The sequence below is a fragment of the Gallibacterium sp. ZY190522 genome (assembly GCF_054166015.1).
The window spans coordinates 896,438-918,949 of sequence record NZ_CM135118.1 but is presented as its reverse complement, the minus strand read 5'-3'; the positions used below and the strand labels follow the sequence as shown (position 1 = coordinate 918,949).

Below are 22,512 nucleotides of genomic sequence, written 5' to 3'. Positions count from 1 at the left end.
TTTTAGCACGTTTAATTCTTATACTCAAATAAATAGCCATCTCCTCATTCTTGCGGGGATGGCTATTTATTTTCGTTTAAATTTCTTTTATCTGCAAAAGAACAATAATATCTGTCTTTGTATTTGATTTCGACTTCCCTGTTAGCCAACCTTTTGGCAGAAATGAAAATCCTGTCTCCCCCTCTGTTAGTTTATTTTCAGCAAGTCCGCCGAGAACAATCACATCACCATTTTTTACTGTAACATCGGTAATAATATCTCGTTTTATCAAGGTTGGAGATTGATTGACGCCTGTATCAGTTTTAACAAAATTTGATAGTTGTTGCTGAATTTTCAAATCAATGGCTTGATTCTTGATGGTTGGTTGAATATCAAAGATAACACCAGAAGAACGGTATTCTATGGCTTGAATAGGTCTTCCATCTTGATAAGTGAGATTAGATAAAACGGGTACATCAGACCCCGCAGAGAAATTCCCTTTTGAGCCTGATTTAACCCTTAAGGTCGGGCTACTCACTACTTGAAAACGGCTATCTGTGCGAAATAATTCTATCATTGCATCTAAATTACCGGCATTGACAGTGATAAAATTTTCATAGTTTTGTTTATAGCCAATGTTAATACCAAGTTTACCCGATAACAATTTCGCCAATAAATTAATGCCGCTTCCCTCTTTTTCAATATCTTGTACTTCAAAAACATAACCTGTTACAACAACCTCTTTAGACTTTGTATCAACAGATTTTAATACACTTTTTGCTCTTGCTATCTCTTCATTTGTGCCGTAAAAAACGAGTTTATCGCCACTGGCTGAAACTACCCCCTCTCCTTGAACAAATTGAGCTAAATATTCAGTATCACGATGAATAGGATTATAAACAAAACTCTTCTTAACTATTTTTGCAGGTTTTGGCTCAACATGGGCAATATAAACCACGCCTTTTTTCTCATAAACTTTGATATTCATATTATCAAAATAGCGTTCAATGAACTGGTTAAAGTCTTGTTTTTCAGTCGTATGAAAGCTAATTAATCTTGTATCTCCAGCCAATTTAGGATCAAGCATATAAGGCTTTTCCAAAACCTCATCATAAATCATTGATATTGCTTTAGGTAATGGGACGGCTTCCAGTTTAAAATCTACATGTTTTGCACAAACACCAAAGGGTAATAGCAACATTGCCCATAAATATTTTTTCATTTTTCTACTCCCGAATAATAATTAACTGTTTGGTTATCAATTTCTCCTTGCAACATTCGACCGCTAAACTGAAATTGACTTCGAGGCTCTAACCGTAGATTTCCTTGATTATCGGCAAGAATAACAAAAGCATTGCCATTCTTGGTTAACTCTCCTGTTATTCGCCATTTATCAGATAATTTGAGCTGAATAGGTGGAGAAAAGGACGGGATTAGCACTTTATCTTGTGATGAGGTTACCGATTTCCCTTCCTGTATCGGTGGCGATGAAATTTCTTGTTCACTTGGGAAAAAAGATTTAAATGCATAAATACCAACAATACATAATATGAGAACAAGAGCAATCATTGCTTTGAACTGAAAGGATTTTAAAATATTGCCCCGACCATCAACTACATTCTCTTTTCCATTTTCACCGTCATAGCTTTTGTACAACTGAAAAATTTCTTTATCATATTTACGTTGTAGTTGAAGTGTTTTATTCGTCTTTGTGGTTTTTGCCCCTGTAAAAATATCAACCCGATAGCGATTTGACATACCTAATGCAGTCAATTTTGACATTTGGTAGGTCATTTCAATTCGATCTTTAATAAATCGGGGTAATTGAGAAATAGATTGATTGATAACAACCAAATCACAGCATTCACCTGTTATTTCATGCGTAAAATGGCGATGTTCAGCTAAAAAAGAGCGGTGATTTTCGTGAATTTTATCGCTTGGGAAAATACGCCAGACTTCATCAAGACAAATTAAATCTCCTGCACAACAAACCGTTTCACTTGCACCTTTATAAGGAAAAAAATCAGGTTGTTGGCAAATTTCATCCGTGACACTGATAAATTCACCTAAATTACTCTCTTTATCACCTTTTTTAATACAGTAATGGGTCAGTTTTTCCTGTGTTACCCCTTCAATATTGCTGACAATACGGCGACCTTTTCTAAAATGCTCAAGAATAACTGAACTGACCACTTCATAAGACTTACCGCTTCCAGGAATACCGACATATGCTAAAATTGCCATAATCTCCCCTAACCTATTATTGGAATACGTCTAATAATGAAACGAGCAACCATAGCGGATAGATATAAAGATATACCAAAAGGCACTTTAAATAATTCTAAAAAATACCAAACATCATTAGGTAAATAATTAAATAGTGTTTGAAAATTAACGTTTAATTCCTGCGGAACAAATAAGTTAATAATTTCCGGTACAAATTCTGTCGTTACATAAAATAAAGCAAAAAATACAAAGAACTTAGCAACAACACCTTTAAATACAAAGCCTAATAACCCACTTAACAAACGTAAAATAAGACTTCCCATATTCTTCTCCTATGCACTTAATAACCGTCTCACTGCAATAATTGACCAAATCAATACAAATACTGATGAAAACAAATTACGATTTTTCTCCAGTAAGGTACAATGCCCATCTATAGTATAGGTTGTATTTAATGCATCAAATGACCATGTCGGACAACTAGCCCCTTTTTCTTGAATATGTAATTTTTGGAATTCAGGGAAAAATTGTTTTAATGGTTCTAGAATTTGTCGTGCTGTCGGTGATTCTAATTCTGGATACTCTAATTCTGACATATCAATATCTTCATCAAATTTGCCGTCATTAGGGCGAGGATTTGGAGTTGGATTAGGTGATGGTGATACATTGTAATCAAATTCTAATTTATCGCCTGTTCCAGCCTTAGTAAATAAATCAGCATAAGTTGGGCTAATGCCTAACTCTGTTAAAACTGCATTTACCTCGCTTGCTGTAATCGGATTTGTTGAAGTAAATGGGATGCCTTCATAATCAGCTTGAGAAGCAGCTGACATCATTAAAGCATTAAATAATTGAGCGAGTTGCGTCGCTGTCAATGGCTGAGTATATAATCCCAAATCCAAATCAGCGATTGAGCCTAATTGTTGTTCTTGTGATGTTGTTTGAATATTATCCACAACCCAATTTGGATTGATTTCAAAATTGATATAGCTCACGGTTGTTGTGCGTGTAGAAATCTGATAATCACTTTCTTTAGGTGGGTTAAAAGAATAAACCGTATTCTCTCCGGTATATCCGGAAAGCATGGGATTAAAATCATATCTTAATTGCTTCTCGGTAAAAGTTTGCCGCACTGTGGGATAAATTCTATCGCCGATCTGTTGATGTCTTAAATAACGATTTTCTACAGTTGTTTTAGAATACAAATATTGGTGTTCTTTTCCATCAATATTAACGCTAAGATAACTTTCTTCCCCTTTTCCTCCCCATTCTTCTTGAGATATATATTCAGCTAATTTTTCAAGTGAATTTGATTGGGCATACTCCCCTGTTCTTAACTCATCAAAATATTTATAGCGATTATCTAATGTATCTGATTTATAAACTTCACTTAATTCATCTGGAATTTGTTTTTTCTCTTTAGAATATTGATAAATCACAGGATCATTTTTACTTGGGTTAGCATTAACAATTTTTGTTTCCCCATTAACTTGAATTGCATAACGCCCATCAGCTAACTTAACTGCACTAGGTTCAAAAGTAACAGACACTTTATCATTTCCCTCAACATTTAAATCGGATAAAGTAATTACCCCACTATTCAATGCGAGTGAAACCCACGAAATATCTTTCACATGCCGTAAGGTTGACTTAGCAGTTAAAGCGAATCGGGCATCATTTGCGGCTACCGTACCTAATACTCTATATGTTTGCATTGTGCGTAATGCAACGATTGAAGCATCATTAGCTGCAACACTAACAGCAGCTCTCCGAGCAACAACATTCCCTAAAACCCTTGTTAAAACCGCTCTTCCTAGAATAGGTGCAAATGAGTGTGCAACTTGTACATGTAAAAATTGCGAAATAATGAAACAAATTATTAACCGTCTATACCACGAATGACCGCCCAAGCGCATAATAACCCCCATACAAAAAAGACAATTTGCCACGTCATAATTCCTCCTAAGAAAAAGGGGACTCATGTCCCCCTCTATTGATTAAGCAGAACGCACCGCTTTTACAATCCATTGCCCACCTTTCCAAGCGACTAATGCTCCAACAACTAAGGCAATTACACCTAATACCGCCGTAATTGCTCCGCTGAAGTCAATTTTGGAGGTTAAAGCCGTGTAATCAACTGCTTGTGTTTCAGCCAATGCCATTGTAGAGGCTAATAAACCGGCTGTTGCAACAGCAACTTTTCCACTTGTCTTTTTCAAAAATTTCAACATAATGTTTTCCTTCTTTAACTATGCTCTTTTGATTGTTTCTATAATCATCCAACCGAATTTAGCAACAAGCCAAAAAAGCAAAGTGATTGAAAATGAAACAGCAAAGAATTCAGGATAATACTCAATCCCTGCTGTTTCGCCCTTTGAATGCTCCACAATTTGAAGTTTGACCGCCTCTGATTGTGGAACTTTCAAAACTACATCACTACAGCCATCTTCTCCCCCGAAATTCATATAGGGATGACAGAATTTGGTTGTAATCTCTATTTCATTATTCATAAATGAAATACCAGTAAATAAAATAGAGTAAGAGCAAAGCTACAGCCTATAAAACTCGCTCCAGTCATTTGAATAAATTCACGCATTACTTCAACTCTTCAATGATTGAATTTTCATCAAAGTTATAAGTAATGCCTTTGCGACCGTTTTCCATAGCCCACTCTCTTGGATAAACAAGCACCATAACCATTTTGTCCTTTAACCGCTCAATAGTGCTTTTTAAAGCAGTATTTATTGAACGATCATCAATTTTTATTTCTTGAATTGATGTGTTATAACCACCATAACCATCTGGTTCTTGCAATTGAATACCCATATTATGGCGTTCTTTAACCTCGCCTGTTTCACGATTAGTGAATGATGAAGATTTATAGCCTTTTAAAATGCCAACGATATAAAAGCCTGTTCTCATAATTGTTCTCCTGGTTAGTAGATTGATAAATATTGATTAAGCAACTAAACGTAAATTTGCTGGAGCATTGCTCGGGAATTGATAAAAATCAGGTGCTTTAAATGGAAGTACAAAAATATGATCGCAAGATACAACCCGAACCGCCTGAAATTTTTCAACATCACAAGGATTTGCAATATCAATCCCGATTTTTCTAAGTCTTGCTCTATGGGTTTTATATTGGCGATTTCTTAAGCCTAACTCTTTTCCACTTGCCCATAACATCGCATAGTAAGCTGATGTTGTCGCTTTTCTTAAAGTATCAACAACACCTTGAGAAACTAATTGTTCAGCTATGGTTTCTAAATCATATTTGCTTACACTTAACTTTTTATACATATTCACAAAATCCGCCTGTAAGTTTTCTAAAAACGTAAAATCACTCAAACCCCAATAACATAAATTTTCACGCTGTAAATACCTTGATTTCAGTTTTTGCTCAAAACGTACTACACCATTTTTTTCACAATACTCATAAACACCCTTGTAGTACTTGAATTCACAAGAGTTTTCACCAAATTTATTTTTTATTTTGTCGTAAGAATGAAGCCGTAACTCTTCGTGTTTGATATAACAACTTGGATAAATAAGATTTGCTGAACCTTTTGCACTCAACCAATCTACAGTGCAACCGTTAGTATGCAAACGACCAATAGAGTTACGATAACGCATTTGAGAAAGTGCTTTTAAAAATATACGTTCGTTTCCCTGGCCTACGGCCTTATTTGTTGTAATATCAAGCCGTTTAATAATCGCACCATTAGAAAATTTTGAGACTTTTGAACCATCCTCTCCTTGTCGATAAAAAACTTCAGTACAACGAGTAAATTGAGGTAAGCGAAGAGAATATAAAATTGAATTAAAGCAAGCGACACAACTGTCTATGCTGTCAAAACCAAAAAGATTTTCAAGTCTATTCCAACGACTTGGATTACCTGACATACGAATAACAGAGCCTGATATTTTTATGCTAACTTGGTCGCAATAACTGCCTTTATGATGATATGTACCAGTTCTCACGCCAGTTTGCATTTCCCCAGTGTCCAAATGAATTCCAATCATCCCAAAATCAAAAATAGAACAAAGGACTGCATTCGGAATATCAATTCCGAAATCCTGCTCTATCTCTAACCAGTCAATAAAGAAATCCATAAAAGACCCACAAACAAAGAAAAACTTTTTTTCTAAGAAATTAGAATTTAATCAATTATAATAATCTCATTTCTTAGATGTCAATAAAATAATTTCTTTTTTTCTAAGAAATGATATGATTTTTTCAAGATTGAATGTAAAGGATAAAGTAATGCCAACTAAACATATCGACGATTTGACTTGGAAAAAAGTACAAGAAGAACATGTCAAAGCTGTTGTTTTAACAAAAATGAGTATCAAAGATACAGAAATCCTCAAAATTCTGATTAAAAAAGGTCTAGAAAATATCACAGAAGACGACTACATAAATTTTGCAAACAAAAAGGAAAATAAATGAAGTATTTCAGACTGTCTTATGACACAAGACAACTCAGTAAAAAGAATATTGAGCTCATCAACAAAACAATTATTACTGAATTAGGAAATGCAGGATTTTCTATACCTGAACAAACACATATTACATTAGATTTTCCTATTCCACATACGCTAGCATTCGAGCAACATATTTTTTTTGAAATACCTGAAAATCAATGTGATGAAGAAAAGATCACGCTATTTAGAAAAATGGCTAGAGAATACTTCGAACTCATTAGCCTAAATGTTGGTATATCTAGAATGGGGACTTATGACATCTATACAGATAAAGAGATCTACCAAAAACAGGTAAAATTGATTATTGATAACTATTTATTAGCGACAGCAGATTATGAAGATGAAGACTATATCAACGCTATTCTAGATAGCAATCAACTTTTAAAAGAGTGGTTAAATTTACAAAATGGCTACCATTCAAAATAATAAAAGTGCAGAATATTGCACCAAAGTTCGGGTGTAACAGAACTCCCGAACTTTTTTGAGTGAAAAACAACCAAAGGAGAAAGAAATGAATAAAGCAGATATCTATATTTATAAAGTTAAATATGATGAAGATGGCAATGCTATCAGCCAAGTTAAAATTGCATTTACTACAGATTTATCTCAAAAATTAAATGTATCTAGAAAACTGATAGTGGCGTTACTAAAGACAGAAAAGCTATCCATAAAAACACGTATTCAAAAAAATGATAAATGGGTTACTGGAGATGACGTAGTTCTCTATGATGATGAATTCATCACAACCGCAGGAAATGGTAGAAGATCTGATAATTTAGAAAATTTACCTGAATTTTAACAAATAGCCGGAAAATTACCGGCTATTTTCTTCTGAAAAATGCCCTTTTTGAAGAAATAGGACTAAACGCCTTAATGAAATCATCCTTATCTATTGGCACACTTGAATTTTTAAGTTCAGTCAAAAATACAGCCAAATGTTCACATAAATCGAAGCGAAGATCGCTTTCTTATCTTGTGTAAAATCGCTTAGACTCAAACCTAATCTCAATAGTATCAATCGTACAATAAACCCGGTAATCATCCGTTTTTAACAATCTAATCGCATTCAGAAAATGTATCGGCGTTATGTCTTTTAATGTAATATCTGCCATAAAATCAATTGGTTAATTTCGCATAATAGCGGATTATGTGTAAATTCTTGCGCGGTGCTGCGCCATTATACCGCGCTGCGAATTGTAACATAATCCGAAAAATCATTATACGAAATTAGTTATCGGGTAAAATAGCTAAACAAATGATGCCATTAACAGGCTTATGCACAGCTTAAAATGGTTTTGGCTAAGGTTGGTTATTGGGTTGATAGAAATGTGTAGATTGCGTTATTCTCGGGATTTCATGAATGTAAAGAGATAATCAAGTTCTGTTTTCACTGACGCACTCACTGGCGTTCGTTTGTCGCGTACTAAAAAACGATTTTTTCAAAAAACAAAAAAATCATTTTTTAGCACGTTTAATTCTTATACTCAAATAAATAGCCATCTCCTCATTCTTGCGGGGATGGCTATTTATTTTCGTTTAAATTTCTTTTATCTGCAAAAGAACAATAATATCTGTCTTTGTATTTGATTTCGACTTCCCTGTTAGCCAACCTTTTGGCAGAAATGAAAATCCTGTCTCCCCCTCTGTTAGTTTATTTTCAGCAAGTCCGCCGAGAACAATCACATCACCATTTTTTACTGTAACATCGGTAATAATATCTCGTTTTATCAAGGTTGGAGATTGATTGACGCCTGTATCAGTTTTAACAAAATTTGATAGTTGTTGCTGAATTTTCAAATCAATGGCTTGATTCTTGATGGTTGGTTGAATATCAAAGATAACACCAGAAGAACGGTATTCTATGGCTTGAATAGGTCTTCCATCTTGATAAGTGAGATTAGATAAAACGGGTACATCAGACCCCGCAGAGAAATTCCCTTTTGAGCCTGATTTAACCCTTAAGGTCGGGCTACTCACTACTTGAAAACGGCTATCTGTGCGAAATAATTCTATCATTGCATCTAAATTACCGGCATTGACAGTGATAAAATTTTCATAGTTTTGTTTATAGCCAATGTTAATACCAAGTTTACCCGATAACAATTTCGCCAATAAATTAATGCCGCTTCCCTCTTTTTCAATATCTTGTACTTCAAAAACATAACCTGTTACAACAACCTCTTTAGACTTTGTATCAACAGATTTTAATACACTTTTTGCTCTTGCTATCTCTTCATTTGTGCCGTAAAAAACGAGTTTATCGCCACTGGCTGAAACTACCCCCTCTCCTTGAACAAATTGAGCTAAATATTCAGTATCACGATGAATAGGATTATAAACAAAACTCTTCTTAACTATTTTTGCAGGTTTTGGCTCAACATGGGCAATATAAACCACGCCTTTTTTCTCATAAACTTTGATATTCATATTATCAAAATAGCGTTCAATGAACTGGTTAAAGTCTTGTTTTTCAGTCGTATGAAAGCTAATTAATCTTGTATCTCCAGCCAATTTAGGATCAAGCATATAAGGCTTTTCCAAAACCTCATCATAAATCATTGATATTGCTTTAGGTAATGGGACGGCTTCCAGTTTAAAATCTACATGTTTTGCACAAACACCAAAGGGTAATAGCAACATTGCCCATAAATATTTTTTCATTTTTCTACTCCCGAATAATAATTAACTGTTTGGTTATCAATTTCTCCTTGCAACATTCGACCGCTAAACTGAAATTGACTTCGAGGCTCTAACCGTAGATTTCCTTGATTATCGGCAAGAATAACAAAAGCATTGCCATTCTTGGTTAACTCTCCTGTTATTCGCCATTTATCAGATAATTTGAGCTGAATAGGTGGAGAAAAGGACGGGATTAGCACTTTATCTTGTGATGAGGTTACCGATTTCCCTTCCTGTATCGGTGGCGATGAAATTTCTTGTTCACTTGGGAAAAAAGATTTAAATGCATAAATACCAACAATACATAATATGAGAACAAGAGCAATCATTGCTTTGAACTGAAAGGATTTTAAAATATTGCCCCGACCATCAACTACATTCTCTTTTCCATTTTCACCGTCATAGCTTTTGTACAACTGAAAAATTTCTTTATCATATTTACGTTGTAGTTGAAGTGTTTTATTCGTCTTTGTGGTTTTTGCCCCTGTAAAAATATCAACCCGATAGCGATTTGACATACCTAATGCAGTCAATTTTGACATTTGGTAGGTCATTTCAATTCGATCTTTAATAAATCGGGGTAATTGAGAAATAGATTGATTGATAACAACCAAATCACAGCATTCACCTGTTATTTCATGCGTAAAATGGCGATGTTCAGCTAAAAAAGAGCGGTGATTTTCGTGAATTTTATCGCTTGGGAAAATACGCCAGACTTCATCAAGACAAATTAAATCTCCTGCACAACAAACCGTTTCACTTGCACCTTTATAAGGAAAAAAATCAGGTTGTTGGCAAATTTCATCCGTGACACTGATAAATTCACCTAAATTACTCTCTTTATCACCTTTTTTAATACAGTAATGGGTCAGTTTTTCCTGTGTTACCCCTTCAATATTGCTGACAATACGGCGACCTTTTCTAAAATGCTCAAGAATAACTGAACTGACCACTTCATAAGACTTACCGCTTCCAGGAATACCGACATATGCTAAAATTGCCATAATCTCCCCTAACCTATTATTGGAATACGTCTAATAATGAAACGAGCAACCATAGCGGATAGATATAAAGATATACCAAAAGGCACTTTAAATAATTCTAAAAAATACCAAACATCATTAGGTAAATAATTAAATAGTGTTTGAAAATTAACGTTTAATTCCTGCGGAACAAATAAGTTAATAATTTCCGGTACAAATTCTGTCGTTACATAAAATAAAGCAAAAAATACAAAGAACTTAGCAACAACACCTTTAAATACAAAGCCTAATAACCCACTTAACAAACGTAAAATAAGACTTCCCATATTCTTCTCCTATGCACTTAATAACCGTCTCACTGCAATAATTGACCAAATCAATACAAATACTGATGAAAACAAATTACGATTTTTCTCCAGTAAGGTACAATGCCCATCTATAGTATAGGTTGTATTTAATGCATCAAATGACCATGTCGGACAACTAGCCCCTTTTTCTTGAATATGTAATTTTTGGAATTCAGGGAAAAATTGTTTTAATGGTTCTAGAATTTGTCGTGCTGTCGGTGATTCTAATTCTGGATACTCTAATTCTGACATATCAATATCTTCATCAAATTTGCCGTCATTAGGGCGAGGATTTGGAGTTGGATTAGGTGATGGTGATACATTGTAATCAAATTCTAATTTATCGCCTGTTCCAGCCTTAGTAAATAAATCAGCATAAGTTGGGCTAATGCCTAACTCTGTTAAAACTGCATTTACCTCGCTTGCTGTAATCGGATTTGTTGAAGTAAATGGGATGCCTTCATAATCAGCTTGAGAAGCAGCTGACATCATTAAAGCATTAAATAATTGAGCGAGTTGCGTCGCTGTCAATGGCTGAGTATATAATCCCAAATCCAAATCAGCGATTGAGCCTAATTGTTGTTCTTGTGATGTTGTTTGAATATTATCCACAACCCAATTTGGATTGATTTCAAAATTGATATAGCTCACGGTTGTTGTGCGTGTAGAAATCTGATAATCACTTTCTTTAGGTGGGTTAAAAGAATAAACCGTATTCTCTCCGGTATATCCGGAAAGCATGGGATTAAAATCATATCTTAATTGCTTCTCGGTAAAAGTTTGCCGCACTGTGGGATAAATTCTATCGCCGATCTGTTGATGTCTTAAATAACGATTTTCTACAGTTGTTTTAGAATACAAATATTGGTGTTCTTTTCCATCAATATTAACGCTAAGATAACTTTCTTCCCCTTTTCCTCCCCATTCTTCTTGAGATATATATTCAGCTAATTTTTCAAGTGAATTTGATTGGGCATACTCCCCTGTTCTTAACTCATCAAAATATTTATAGCGATTATCTAATGTATCTGATTTATAAACTTCACTTAATTCATCTGGAATTTGTTTTTTCTCTTTAGAATATTGATAAATCACAGGATCATTTTTACTTGGGTTAGCATTAACAATTTTTGTTTCCCCATTAACTTGAATTGCATAACGCCCATCAGCTAACTTAACTGCACTAGGTTCAAAAGTAACAGACACTTTATCATTTCCCTCAACATTTAAATCGGATAAAGTAATTACCCCACTATTCAATGCGAGTGAAACCCACGAAATATCTTTCACATGCCGTAAGGTTGACTTAGCAGTTAAAGCGAATCGGGCATCATTTGCGGCTACCGTACCTAATACTCTATATGTTTGCATTGTGCGTAATGCAACGATTGAAGCATCATTAGCTGCAACACTAACAGCAGCTCTCCGAGCAACAACATTCCCTAAAACCCTTGTTAAAACCGCTCTTCCTAGAATAGGTGCAAATGAGTGTGCAACTTGTACATGTAAAAATTGCGAAATAATGAAACAAATTATTAACCGTCTATACCACGAATGACCGCCCAAGCGCATAATAACCCCCATACAAAAAAGACAATTTGCCACGTCATAATTCCTCCTAAGAAAAAGGGGACTCATGTCCCCCTCTATTGATTAAGCAGAACGCACCGCTTTTACAATCCATTGCCCACCTTTCCAAGCGACTAATGCTCCAACAACTAAGGCAATTACACCTAATACCGCCGTAATTGCTCCGCTGAAGTCAATTTTGGAGGTTAAAGCCGTGTAATCAACTGCTTGTGTTTCAGCCAATGCCATTGTAGAGGCTAATAAACCGGCTGTTGCAACAGCAACTTTTCCACTTGTCTTTTTCAAAAATTTCAACATAATGTTTTCCTTCTTTAACTATGCTCTTTTGATTGTTTCTATAATCATCCAACCGAATTTAGCAACAAGCCAAAAAAGCAAAGTGATTGAAAATGAAACAGCAAAGAATTCAGGATAATACTCAATCCCTGCTGTTTCGCCCTTTGAATGCTCCACAATTTGAAGTTTGACCGCCTCTGATTGTGGAACTTTCAAAACTACATCACTACAGCCATCTTCTCCCCCGAAATTCATATAGGGATGACAGAATTTGGTTGTAATCTCTATTTCATTATTCATAAATGAAATACCAGTAAATAAAATAGAGTAAGAGCAAAGCTACAGCCTATAAAACTCGCTCCAGTCATTTGAATAAATTCACGCATTACTTCAACTCTTCAATGATTGAATTTTCATCAAAGTTATAAGTAATGCCTTTGCGACCGTTTTCCATAGCCCACTCTCTTGGATAAACAAGCACCATAACCATTTTGTCCTTTAACCGCTCAATAGTGCTTTTTAAAGCAGTATTTATTGAACGATCATCAATTTTTATTTCTTGAATTGATGTGTTATAACCACCATAACCATCTGGTTCTTGCAATTGAATACCCATATTATGGCGTTCTTTAACCTCGCCTGTTTCACGATTAGTGAATGATGAAGATTTATAGCCTTTTAAAATGCCAACGATATAAAAGCCTGTTCTCATAATTGTTCTCCTGGTTAGTAGATTGATAAATATTGATTAAGCAACTAAACGTAAATTTGCTGGAGCATTGCTCGGGAATTGATAAAAATCAGGTGCTTTAAATGGAAGTACAAAAATATGATCGCAAGATACAACCCGAACCGCCTGAAATTTTTCAACATCACAAGGATTTGCAATATCAATCCCGATTTTTCTAAGTCTTGCTCTATGGGTTTTATATTGGCGATTTCTTAAGCCTAACTCTTTTCCACTTGCCCATAACATCGCATAGTAAGCTGATGTTGTCGCTTTTCTTAAAGTATCAACAACACCTTGAGAAACTAATTGTTCAGCTATGGTTTCTAAATCATATTTGCTTACACTTAACTTTTTATACATATTCACAAAATCCGCCTGTAAGTTTTCTAAAAACGTAAAATCACTCAAACCCCAATAACATAAATTTTCACGCTGTAAATACCTTGATTTCAGTTTTTGCTCAAAACGTACTACACCATTTTTTTCACAATACTCATAAACACCCTTGTAGTACTTGAATTCACAAGAGTTTTCACCAAATTTATTTTTTATTTTGTCGTAAGAATGAAGCCGTAACTCTTCGTGTTTGATATAACAACTTGGATAAATAAGATTTGCTGAACCTTTTGCACTCAACCAATCTACAGTGCAACCGTTAGTATGCAAACGACCAATAGAGTTACGATAACGCATTTGAGAAAGTGCTTTTAAAAATATACGTTCGTTTCCCTGGCCTACGGCCTTATTTGTTGTAATATCAAGCCGTTTAATAATCGCACCATTAGAAAATTTTGAGACTTTTGAACCATCCTCTCCTTGTCGATAAAAAACTTCAGTACAACGAGTAAATTGAGGTAAGCGAAGAGAATATAAAATTGAATTAAAGCAAGCGACACAACTGTCTATGCTGTCAAAACCAAAAAGATTTTCAAGTCTATTCCAACGACTTGGATTACCTGACATACGAATAACAGAGCCTGATATTTTTATGCTAACTTGGTCGCAATAACTGCCTTTATGATGATATGTACCAGTTCTCACGCCAGTTTGCATTTCCCCAGTGTCCAAATGAATTCCAATCATCCCAAAATCAAAAATAGAACAAAGGACTGCATTCGGAATATCAATTCCGAAATCCTGCTCTATCTCTAACCAGTCAATAAAGAAATCCATAAAAGACCCACAAACAAAGAAAAACTTTTTTTCTAAGAAATTAGAATTTAATCAATTATAATAATCTCATTTCTTAGATGTCAATAAAATAATTTCTTTTTTTCTAAGAAATGATATGATTTTTTCAAGATTGAATGTAAAGGATAAAGTAATGCCAACTAAACATATCGACGATTTGACTTGGAAAAAAGTACAAGAAGAACATGTCAAAGCTGTTGTTTTAACAAAAATGAGTATCAAAGATACAGAAATCCTCAAAATTCTGATTAAAAAAGGTCTAGAAAATATCACAGAAGACGACTACATAAATTTTGCAAACAAAAAGGAAAATAAATGAAGTATTTCAGACTGTCTTATGACACAAGACAACTCAGTAAAAAGAATATTGAGCTCATCAACAAAACAATTATTACTGAATTAGGAAATGCAGGATTTTCTATACCTGAACAAACACATATTACATTAGATTTTCCTATTCCACATACGCTAGCATTCGAGCAACATATTTTTTTTGAAATACCTGAAAATCAATGTGATGAAGAAAAGATCACGCTATTTAGAAAAATGGCTAGAGAATACTTCGAACTCATTAGCCTAAATGTTGGTATATCTAGAATGGGGACTTATGACATCTATACAGATAAAGAGATCTACCAAAAACAGGTAAAATTGATTATTGATAACTATTTATTAGCGACAGCAGATTATGAAGATGAAGACTATATCAACGCTATTCTAGATAGCAATCAACTTTTAAAAGAGTGGTTAAATTTACAAAATGGCTACCATTCAAAATAATAAAAGTGCAGAATATTGCACCAAAGTTCGGGTGTAACAGAACTCCCGAACTTTTTTGAGTGAAAAACAACCAAAGGAGAAAGAAATGAATAAAGCAGATATCTATATTTATAAAGTTAAATATGATGAAGATGGCAATGCTATCAGCCAAGTTAAAATTGCATTTACTACAGATTTATCTCAAAAATTAAATGTATCTAGAAAACTGATAGTGGCGTTACTAAAGACAGAAAAGCTATCCATAAAAACACGTATTCAAAAAAATGATAAATGGGTTACTGGAGATGACGTAGTTCTCTATGATGATGAATTCATCACAACCGCAGGAAATGGTAGAAGATCTGATAATTTAGAAAATTTACCTGAATTTTAACAAATAGCCGGAAAATTACCGGCTATTTTCTTCTGAAAAATGCCCTTTTTGAAGAAATAGGACTAAACGCCTTAATGAAATCATCCTTATCTATTGGCACACTTGAATTTTTAAGTTCAGTCAAAAATACAGCCAAATGTTCACATAAATCGAAGCGAAGATCGCTTTCTTATCTTGTGTAAAATCGCTTAGACTCAAACCTAATCTCAATAGTATCAATCGTACAATAAACCCGGTAATCATCCGTTTTTAACAATCTAATCGCATTCAGAAAATGTATCGGCGTTATGTCTTTTAATGTAATATCTGCCATAAAATCAATTGGTTAATTTCGCATAATAGCGGATTATGTGTAAATTCTTGCGCGGTGCTGCGCCATTATACCGCGCTGCGAATTGTAACATAATCCGAAAAATCATTATATTTATAAAGAAACAAGGTTTAAAAATACGTATTTTATGTTAAATTATTGAAATTTCTTTAATTTAATAAGTATAATTACCATAATTTTATATCTCAATATTTTGTAAAAATAGAAAACAACGGCTCGTTGTTTGAAGATTTGGCTATATTTGACCGTAAAAAATTTGCACCCTAAGTTAGATGATAAGTCCGACTTAGGGTGCAAATCATTTTTTTATTTCTGACAAAAAATCATTTTTTATTGTGGCTAGCTTTTAGCTTTTCTAAATACGCTAATATTTTTAAATCCCTGCTCTTTTAAATATAACGCTTGAAGACGACTCATTACACCTCGTTCACAATATAGAAAATATTGCTTATTTTGATCTAATGATGGAAATTGAGTTGACAATTTATAAAATGGAATATGAAGAATGGTTTGGTTATTCAGCTGTAATGGATACTCCTCGTGTTCTTCCGGACTTCTAATATCAATAATGACGTCATTACCCTGTAACACAGATACCATTTCAACCTCAGGAACTTCCCTTTCTGTTTGTTCGGCGATCTGTCTAATATCCAAATATTGTGCGTTCCACACAGCATCTTCCAACAAAGAGAAGTCAAAATTAGCTTCTTCGAGTTCAATTTTTTCTTTAATTGCTTTTACGGTAGGATTCTTAGAAATTACACCACAAAATTCCGGCATAGATTTTGCAATATCATCCGTACCGATTTGTTTTGCCATTTCAATGATTTGTTCTTTATCGCTAGAAATTAAAGGACGCAGCACCAAACAATCTGCCGCTTCATCAATTAATCGCAAATTAGTCAAAGTCTGACTAGAAACCTGACCTAATGCTTCTCCGGTCACAATTGCCTGAATTTGAAAACGGTTTGCAACTTTACTTGCAGCTCTAACCATCATCCTTTTCAGTACTACGCCCATCTGACCGTTATCAATTTTTTCTAAGATTTCAGCCACAACTTTTTCAAAATTAATCGCAACAAAACGGACTTTATGCGAACTACCGTAACGATTCCAAATATGATATGCCATCTGTTTTACACCGATTTCGTGAGCCGCACCACCTAAATTAAAAAAACAGTAATGTACACGACAACCACGTCGTAATAACATATAACTAGAAACACCGGAATCAAAACCGCCTGAAATCAATGATAAGACATCTTCTTGTGTTCCTATCGGATAACCTCCAATTCCTTCTATACGCCCTTTGATCAACATAACGTGATCATTATCAATTTCAATTCTCACCGTTACGTCCGGATGTATAAGCTGTACTTTTGCAGATGCAATATGTTGATTCAGACCTCCCCCGATATAACGCTCTGCATCTAAAGAGGTGAATTCGTGCTTCCCTTTACGTTTTACACGAACGCAAAAAGTTTTGTTTTCCAATTTATTCCCGATATCTTCATACACAATCTGAAAAATATCTTGCAATGTAGAGAATGGCTTCTCTTCAACTTGTAAAAAATGATGAATTCCCGGAATTCGTTGTAGCAACTCTGCCAATAGAGGATATTTAGAATTATCCTTTGTTCTAACTTCTATATAATCCCAATGCTTAATTACAGCAACCTGATCATCATATTTATTCAGAACATTACGGATATTTCCTGTTAAAATTTTTATAAAGCGCTTACGTACGGAATCACTTTTAATCATGATTTCCGGAAAAAGTTTAATAATAAATTTCATATTGTTTCATTGGATTATAAAAATAAGCGCATATTCTACACGAAAAATCGAATAAGCGTAAAAAATACACCTCATTTATAAGGAAATTAGGTACAATAACAACCGTTTGAATAGATTAGGTACTATCATCGTTATGGCAAAAAAAGCACAATCATTAAATTTTGAAAATACTATGATAGAGTTGGAAAATGTTGTCCATTGTTTGGAACAGGGTGATTTACCCTTAGAAGAAGCTCTATCCCAATTTGAACAAGGTATTAAGTTAGCAAAACAGGCTCAAGAAAAGTTGTCGAATGCTGAACAACGAATACAAATTTTATTGGAAAAAAATAGCTCTGCTCCATTAACCAATTTCTCAGCATCATTATCTTCTGAAGAGATTAAAAAAGATGATGATGAGGAAAACTTTTGAAAAAAATCTTATTAGGATGGATCTTTTATGTATCAATTTTCTGAGGATTTAATTGCCTTACAACAACGCAATAATCAATTCCTACAAGAACATTTAGCACGACTGGAAAGTTCCCCAGCACCTTTAGCAGATGCAATGCGTTATAGTTTATTGCTAGGTGGCAAACGAATCCGTCCTTTTCTTGTTTACGCCACCGGAAGAATGCTAGGTGTTGATTTAACAAAGTTAGATCATATTGCTGGTGCAATCGAATGTATTCACTGCTACTCTCTTATTCACGATGACCTACCCGCAATGGATAATGACTCGTTACGTCGTAACAAACCAACTTGTCATATTGCATTTGATGAGGCAACAGCAATTCTTTCAGGTGATGCATTACAAAGTTATGCTTTTGAACTGTTAGCAGAATCTCCTATACCAGACCGACAAAAAATTTTACAATTTCGGTTATTAGCCAATGCATCAGGAGCAGAGGGGATGTGTTTAGGACAAAGTTTAGATTTAATCTCAGAAAATAAACAGATTGATCTAATAGAGTTAGAGCGAATTCATAAAAATAAAACGGGTGCATTAATTACTGCTGCCGTTTTACTAGGATTTTATGCCTCTCCCTATTATCAAAATGAACAAATTAAACAAAAACTTATTTCATTTTCTACTGCGATTGGTTTAGCATTCCAAGTACAGGATGATATCTTAGATATTACTTCCAGTAATGAAGAGATTGGAAAAAATGCTGGTTCAGATTTGAAGGCACATAAAAGCACTTATCCCCTATTGCTTGGTTTAGATCAAGCGAAAGAAAAAGCCTATTCACTTTATGACTCTGCGAAATCAATTTTATCTGAATTAGAGTTTGATACCTCAGCACTAATGGCATTGGCAGAGTTCATTGTAAAACGGCGAAACTAATTTTTATGGATTAATATAATATGTCAAGTTATCCACTTTTATCACAAATCAACTCCCCAGATGATTTACGACTATTACCCAAAGAGCGGTTGCCTGAACTCTGTGAGCAACTTCGCCTTTATCTTTTAGACAGTGTCAGCCAAAGTAGTGGGCATCTCGCATCTGGTTTAGGCACTGTAGAACTTACAGTGGCATTACATTATGTTTTCAATACACCATTTGATCAATTAATTTGGGATGTTGGTCATCAAGCATACCCACATAAAATCTTGACTGGACGCAGAGACCAAATGAAAACTATCCGCCAAAAAGATGGGTTGCACCCTTTTCCTTGGCGTAGTGAAAGCCCTTTTGATGTATTAAGTGTTGGTCATTCTTCCACTTCAATCAGTGCCGGTTTAGGGATTGCCATTTCCGCACAACGAGAAAATGCAGGAAGAAAAACGATTTGTGTGATTGGTGATGGAGCAATTACTGCTGGAATGGCCTTTGAAGCGATGAATCACGCCGGAGCTTTGCATACCGATATGTTGGTGATTTTAAATGATAACGATATGTCTATTTCTGAAAATGTTGGCGCATTAAATAACCATCTTGCTCGCCTACTCTCTGGCTCTTTTTATTCTTCATTACGCGAAGGTGGCAAAAAAATCCTTTCTAGCTTACCGCCAATTAAAGAATTTGTGAAAAAAACAGAAGAACACGTAAAAGGATTTGTTTCCCCGGGGGGTACATTATTTGAAGAACTTGGTTTTAATTATATTGGCCCAATTGATGGGCATAATGTTGATGAATTGATTTCAACGTTGAAAAATATGAGAACCTTAAAAGGGCCACAATTTTTACACGTTATTACCAAAAAAGGAAAAGGATATGCTCCGGCAGAAAAAGATCCTATTGGTTTTCACGGCGTCCCTAAATTTGATCCACTTAGCGGTGAACTACCTAAAAATAAGGCTACTCATCCAACCTACTCTTCCATTTTTGGTCAGTGGTTATGTGAAATGGCAGAGAATGATCCGAAATTAATTGGCATTACACCGGCAATGCGTGAAGGATCAGGTATGGTGCAATTTTCGCAACGTTTTCCGGATCAATATTTTGACGTGGCTATTGCCGAACAACACGCTGTTACCTTTGCCGCCGGTTTAGCTATCGGTGGATATAAACCAGTAGTAGCAATTTATTCCACTTTCTTGCAACGAGCTTATGACCAAGTCATCCACGATGTAGCTATTCAAAATTTACCTGTTTTATTTACTATCGACCGTGCCGGAATTGTCGGTGCAGATGGGCAAACCCATCAAGGTGCATTTGATTTAAGCTATTTACGTTGCATTCCAAATTTAATTGTAATGACGCCAAGCGATGAAAATGAATGTCGCCAAATGCTCTACACCGGATACCATTGTGGACAACCTGCCGCTGTGCGCTATCCGCGTGGCAATGGAACTGGTGCAGAATTACAACCGCTACACGCTTTAGAAATAGGTAAAGCAAATCAAGTCAGAAATGGTGAAAAAGTAGCTATTTTGAATTTCGGTACATTATTGCCGGAGGCATTACAAGTTGCTGAAAAATATGATTATGCCGTGATTGATATGCGTTTTGTTAAGCCTATCGATAAAGAATGTTTAGCTAAAATCAAAGATCAATATACATTAATCGTGACTTTGGAAGAAAATGCGATACAAGGTGGCGCCGGTTCTGCGGTTTTAGAGGTACTAGCCGAATTTGGTGGTAATATTCCGCCTGTGTTGCAATTAGGATTACCAGATATTTTTATTCCGCAAGGCACTCAACAAGAAATTCGTGAATTATTACAATTAGATGCGAATGGCATTGAGCAAAAAATTAACGCTCAACTAGCAAAGTTATAAAAACGCTTTCTTGTTGCTATTAGTTACTACGATATATCATCAGTTTAATTCGGAAGAGATACACCTCTTCCGAATTAAATCGTTTTAAAAAAATGTTTCGTATTAAGGATTTAATACTGAGAACAACAAAACCATCCCAAGAAAAATCAAAATTGTGCCAATAATACGATTCACAGTGATTTGCCGCCGCAAAAGGCGATCACGAATCATTGGATTGGAAAGCACTTTTGCCACAAAAATAAACCAAATCAAATGCGACAAAGAAATAAATGCGCCATATCCTATTTGTACTATTATCGGTGTATTTGCCTGCACTATTTGCGTGAAGGTACTCAGTATAAACAGCGTGGTTTTCGGATTTAATGCATTACTGACAAAACCATTGCGAAACGCTACACCTGACATCAAGGTAAGTTGTTTATTTCCTTCATCAACACTTATAGCTTGATGACGAAAAGTTTGATAGCCAATAACAATGAGATAGCATGCTCCCAAAGCTTTAATCAAATAAAATAGTGAAGGAAATTGTAGCAATAAAACACTCACACCCAATAAGGTGTAAGCAACGTGAACCCACACCGCTGATGCAATACCTATTGCAGTAAAAATCCCTGCCCACAAGCCATATAGATAACTGTTTCTTGTTACCATTGCAAAATCGCCACCCGGACTAATCACTGCCAGAATAGTAATAATAGAAACAGCAATAATTTCTTGCATAATTTAACCAGCTCCTTATTTAAAGGTGATAACTAATACATCGCGATAAGCATAATTTTTTTCTAAGTTTTCTTTATAAATAGGTGATACACCATGAAATACTTTCTGATCATCCACTATTGCTATATCTAAAATATTCTTCAATGTAAATTGAGACAGTTCTTTTTTGTTTAAATCATAAATTGTTGTAATCCCACCTTGAATATTTTCTCTACTAACCATAACCATCATTACGAATCTTACTCCATCACGATGTACCCCCTCTGGTGTCGGTAACCCTTCAATACCTACCTTAGCATTAATACGAAATTGATGTGCTTCAATATAATAGTTCTTATAATCTATTCCTGAGAATAATAGGTGTGCCATTTTTAATAGAGCAGAAAACACTTTATTGTTCAAAACATTTTCTGGGATTTCTTCAAAATAACGAGGAACATCTCCGTTTAAACTGTTGTAATATTTTGTTTGAAAATGAGGCTGATAGGGAAGTTTGTTTATTAATTTCTTCTTAACTGAGGAGGAAAAAACAGCATGAGTCCGTTCTCTATATGTGCCACCATCTGCCATAAATTTATCTATAGCTAAATTAGACCAGCTTTGTAAAAAATCACTTAATCCTTGTTGATAATCTGGGAAAATATCTCTCATAACCTTTTGAACTTCATTAGAAGAAATATAAAGATATGATTGTTCTTTTAATTGGTTTTGCCATTTTCCAATACTAGGATTAGTCGCGCTAATTAGTTGATAATACATATATTTCCTCCCATTAATGTCATTTTGGCTACTAGATTTTTAGTCATATTCTGGCATTA

The 22,512-nt window shown here is 34.7% G+C and carries 28 protein-coding genes; 9 read left to right on the top strand and 19 right to left on the bottom strand.

Annotation, left to right across the window (positions count from 1 at the left end):
• Positions 1 to 76 precede the first annotated feature (76 nt).
• The 8 genes from ACXPAV_RS04605 to ACXPAV_RS04570 all read right to left on the bottom strand — a co-directional run bounded on the left by ACXPAV_RS04605 (position 77) and on the right by ACXPAV_RS04570 (position 6,318).
• Positions 77 to 1,201 carry a type II secretion system protein GspD gene (locus tag ACXPAV_RS04605; protein ID WP_458004190.1) on the bottom strand — a complete coding sequence of 375 codons (1,125 nt, stop codon included), beginning with the start codon at positions 1,199 to 1,201 and terminating at the stop codon, positions 77 to 79.
• A complete protein-coding gene (locus tag ACXPAV_RS04600) occupies positions 1,198 to 2,223 on the bottom strand; it encodes a zonular occludens toxin family protein (RefSeq protein WP_416080948.1) in 1,026 nt (341 codons plus the stop codon). The genes ACXPAV_RS04605 and ACXPAV_RS04600 overlap by 4 nt, the downstream gene beginning before the upstream one ends.
• A gap of 8 nt (positions 2,224 to 2,231) precedes the next feature.
• Complete coding sequence (locus ACXPAV_RS04595; RefSeq protein ID WP_423103584.1) at positions 2,232 to 2,528, bottom strand: DUF2523 family protein; 297 nt, start codon at positions 2,526 to 2,528, stop codon at positions 2,232 to 2,234.
• A gap of 9 nt (positions 2,529 to 2,537) precedes the next feature.
• The gene (locus tag ACXPAV_RS04590; RefSeq protein WP_458004189.1) at positions 2,538 to 4,154 is read right to left on the bottom strand and encodes a hypothetical protein; all 1,617 of its coding nucleotides are present in this window, start codon (positions 4,152 to 4,154) and stop codon (positions 2,538 to 2,540) included.
• 48 nt (positions 4,155 to 4,202) lie between these two features.
• Positions 4,203 to 4,436 carry a hypothetical protein gene (locus ACXPAV_RS04585; RefSeq protein WP_412763441.1) on the bottom strand — a complete coding sequence of 78 codons (234 nt, stop codon included), beginning with the start codon at positions 4,434 to 4,436 and terminating at the stop codon, positions 4,203 to 4,205.
• An 18-nt stretch (positions 4,437 to 4,454) separates the two neighbouring features.
• Positions 4,455 to 4,715, bottom strand: coding sequence for a hypothetical protein (locus ACXPAV_RS04580; protein WP_423103583.1), 261 nt, complete (start codon positions 4,713 to 4,715; stop codon positions 4,455 to 4,457).
• Between the two features lie 85 nt (positions 4,716 to 4,800).
• The gene (locus tag ACXPAV_RS04575; RefSeq protein WP_416080952.1) at positions 4,801 to 5,127 is read right to left on the bottom strand and encodes a DNA-binding protein; all 327 of its coding nucleotides are present in this window, start codon (positions 5,125 to 5,127) and stop codon (positions 4,801 to 4,803) included.
• A 36-nt stretch (positions 5,128 to 5,163) separates the two neighbouring features.
• Positions 5,164 to 6,318, bottom strand: a complete 1,155-nt coding sequence (locus ACXPAV_RS04570; RefSeq protein ID WP_423103581.1) for a phage/plasmid replication domain-containing protein — start codon at positions 6,316 to 6,318, stop codon at positions 5,164 to 5,166.
• Between the two features lie 151 nt (positions 6,319 to 6,469).
• On the opposite strand from ACXPAV_RS04570, the gene ACXPAV_RS04565 reads away from it, so the two are divergent.
• The 3 genes from ACXPAV_RS04565 to ACXPAV_RS04555 all read left to right on the top strand — a co-directional run bounded on the left by ACXPAV_RS04565 (position 6,470) and on the right by ACXPAV_RS04555 (position 7,489).
• Entirely contained in the window at positions 6,470 to 6,655 is a 186-nt protein-coding gene (locus ACXPAV_RS04565; RefSeq protein WP_413189452.1) for a hypothetical protein, read from the top strand.
• A complete protein-coding gene (locus tag ACXPAV_RS04560; RefSeq protein WP_416080954.1) occupies positions 6,652 to 7,116 on the top strand; it encodes a hypothetical protein in 465 nt (154 codons plus the stop codon). The genes ACXPAV_RS04565 and ACXPAV_RS04560 overlap by 4 nt, the downstream gene beginning before the upstream one ends.
• A gap of 85 nt (positions 7,117 to 7,201) precedes the next feature.
• Complete coding sequence (locus ACXPAV_RS04555) at positions 7,202 to 7,489, top strand: DUF3892 domain-containing protein (protein WP_416080958.1); 288 nt, start codon at positions 7,202 to 7,204, stop codon at positions 7,487 to 7,489.
• Positions 7,490 to 8,226: 737 nt separating this feature from the next.
• On the opposite strand, the gene ACXPAV_RS04550 is transcribed toward ACXPAV_RS04555, so the two are convergent.
• The 8 genes from ACXPAV_RS04550 to ACXPAV_RS04515 form a co-directional block, all read right to left on the bottom strand.
• A complete protein-coding gene (locus tag ACXPAV_RS04550) occupies positions 8,227 to 9,351 on the bottom strand; it encodes a type II secretion system protein GspD (RefSeq protein ID WP_458004190.1) in 1,125 nt (374 codons plus the stop codon).
• Complete coding sequence (locus tag ACXPAV_RS04545) at positions 9,348 to 10,373, bottom strand: zonular occludens toxin family protein (RefSeq protein WP_416080948.1); 1,026 nt, start codon at positions 10,371 to 10,373, stop codon at positions 9,348 to 9,350. Before ACXPAV_RS04545 ends, ACXPAV_RS04550 begins: the two co-directional genes overlap by 4 nt.
• 8 nt (positions 10,374 to 10,381) lie before the next feature.
• Positions 10,382 to 10,678, bottom strand: coding sequence for a DUF2523 family protein (locus ACXPAV_RS04540; RefSeq protein ID WP_423103584.1), 297 nt, complete (start codon positions 10,676 to 10,678; stop codon positions 10,382 to 10,384).
• A gap of 9 nt (positions 10,679 to 10,687) precedes the next feature.
• The gene (locus ACXPAV_RS04535) at positions 10,688 to 12,304 is read right to left on the bottom strand and encodes a hypothetical protein (RefSeq protein WP_458004189.1); all 1,617 of its coding nucleotides are present in this window, start codon (positions 12,302 to 12,304) and stop codon (positions 10,688 to 10,690) included.
• 48 nt (positions 12,305 to 12,352) lie between these two features.
• Entirely contained in the window at positions 12,353 to 12,586 is a 234-nt protein-coding gene (locus ACXPAV_RS04530; protein ID WP_412763441.1) for a hypothetical protein, read from the bottom strand.
• A gap of 18 nt (positions 12,587 to 12,604) precedes the next feature.
• Entirely contained in the window at positions 12,605 to 12,865 is a 261-nt protein-coding gene (locus ACXPAV_RS04525; protein WP_423103583.1) for a hypothetical protein, read from the bottom strand.
• An 85-nt stretch (positions 12,866 to 12,950) separates the two neighbouring features.
• On the bottom strand, positions 12,951 to 13,277 hold the full coding sequence (locus ACXPAV_RS04520) for a DNA-binding protein (protein ID WP_416080952.1): 327 nt from the start codon (positions 13,275 to 13,277) through the stop codon (positions 12,951 to 12,953).
• 36 nt (positions 13,278 to 13,313) lie between these two features.
• Entirely contained in the window at positions 13,314 to 14,468 is a 1,155-nt protein-coding gene (locus ACXPAV_RS04515; RefSeq protein WP_423103581.1) for a phage/plasmid replication domain-containing protein, read from the bottom strand.
• Between the two features lie 151 nt (positions 14,469 to 14,619).
• On the opposite strand from ACXPAV_RS04515, the gene ACXPAV_RS04510 reads away from it, so the two are divergent.
• The 3 genes from ACXPAV_RS04510 (at position 14,620) to ACXPAV_RS04500 (ending at position 15,639) form a co-directional block, all read left to right on the top strand.
• The gene (locus ACXPAV_RS04510) at positions 14,620 to 14,805 is read left to right on the top strand and encodes a hypothetical protein (RefSeq protein ID WP_413189452.1); all 186 of its coding nucleotides are present in this window, start codon (positions 14,620 to 14,622) and stop codon (positions 14,803 to 14,805) included.
• Positions 14,802 to 15,266, top strand: a complete 465-nt coding sequence (locus tag ACXPAV_RS04505) for a hypothetical protein (RefSeq protein ID WP_416080954.1) — start codon at positions 14,802 to 14,804, stop codon at positions 15,264 to 15,266. Before ACXPAV_RS04510 ends, ACXPAV_RS04505 begins: the two co-directional genes overlap by 4 nt.
• Before the next feature lie 85 nt (positions 15,267 to 15,351).
• On the top strand, positions 15,352 to 15,639 hold the full coding sequence (locus ACXPAV_RS04500; RefSeq protein WP_416080958.1) for a DUF3892 domain-containing protein: 288 nt from the start codon (positions 15,352 to 15,354) through the stop codon (positions 15,637 to 15,639).
• A 670-nt stretch (positions 15,640 to 16,309) separates the two neighbouring features.
• Here ACXPAV_RS04500 and thiI read toward each other — a convergent pair.
• Positions 16,310 to 17,767 (bottom strand): tRNA uracil 4-sulfurtransferase ThiI, encoded by a 1,458-nt coding sequence (thiI, locus tag ACXPAV_RS04495; RefSeq protein ID WP_039132890.1) that lies wholly within the window; start codon positions 17,765 to 17,767, stop codon positions 16,310 to 16,312.
• 133 nt (positions 17,768 to 17,900) lie between these two features.
• Between thiI and xseB the strand changes: the two genes are divergently transcribed.
• From xseB to dxs, 3 genes are read left to right on the top strand one after another with little or no spacing between them, the layout of a single operon-like run.
• Positions 17,901 to 18,179, top strand: a complete 279-nt coding sequence (xseB, locus tag ACXPAV_RS04490) for an exodeoxyribonuclease VII small subunit (RefSeq protein ID WP_039132888.1) — start codon at positions 17,901 to 17,903, stop codon at positions 18,177 to 18,179.
• 27 nt (positions 18,180 to 18,206) lie between these two features.
• The gene (gene ispA / locus ACXPAV_RS04485; RefSeq protein WP_458004188.1) at positions 18,207 to 19,094 is read left to right on the top strand and encodes a (2E,6E)-farnesyl diphosphate synthase; all 888 of its coding nucleotides are present in this window, start codon (positions 18,207 to 18,209) and stop codon (positions 19,092 to 19,094) included.
• Positions 19,095 to 19,114: 20 nt separating this feature from the next.
• Positions 19,115 to 20,974, top strand: a complete 1,860-nt coding sequence (gene dxs / locus ACXPAV_RS04480) for a 1-deoxy-D-xylulose-5-phosphate synthase (protein ID WP_458004187.1) — start codon at positions 19,115 to 19,117, stop codon at positions 20,972 to 20,974.
• Between the two features lie 102 nt (positions 20,975 to 21,076).
• Here dxs and ACXPAV_RS04475 read toward each other — a convergent pair whose 3' ends face one another.
• On the bottom strand, positions 21,077 to 21,694 hold the full coding sequence (locus tag ACXPAV_RS04475) for a LysE family translocator (protein ID WP_458004186.1): 618 nt from the start codon (positions 21,692 to 21,694) through the stop codon (positions 21,077 to 21,079).
• 15 nt (positions 21,695 to 21,709) lie between these two features.
• Positions 21,710 to 22,453 (bottom strand): 2OG-Fe dioxygenase family protein, encoded by a 744-nt coding sequence (locus tag ACXPAV_RS04470; RefSeq protein ID WP_039141000.1) that lies wholly within the window; start codon positions 22,451 to 22,453, stop codon positions 21,710 to 21,712.
• Positions 22,454 to 22,512 lie beyond the last annotated feature (59 nt).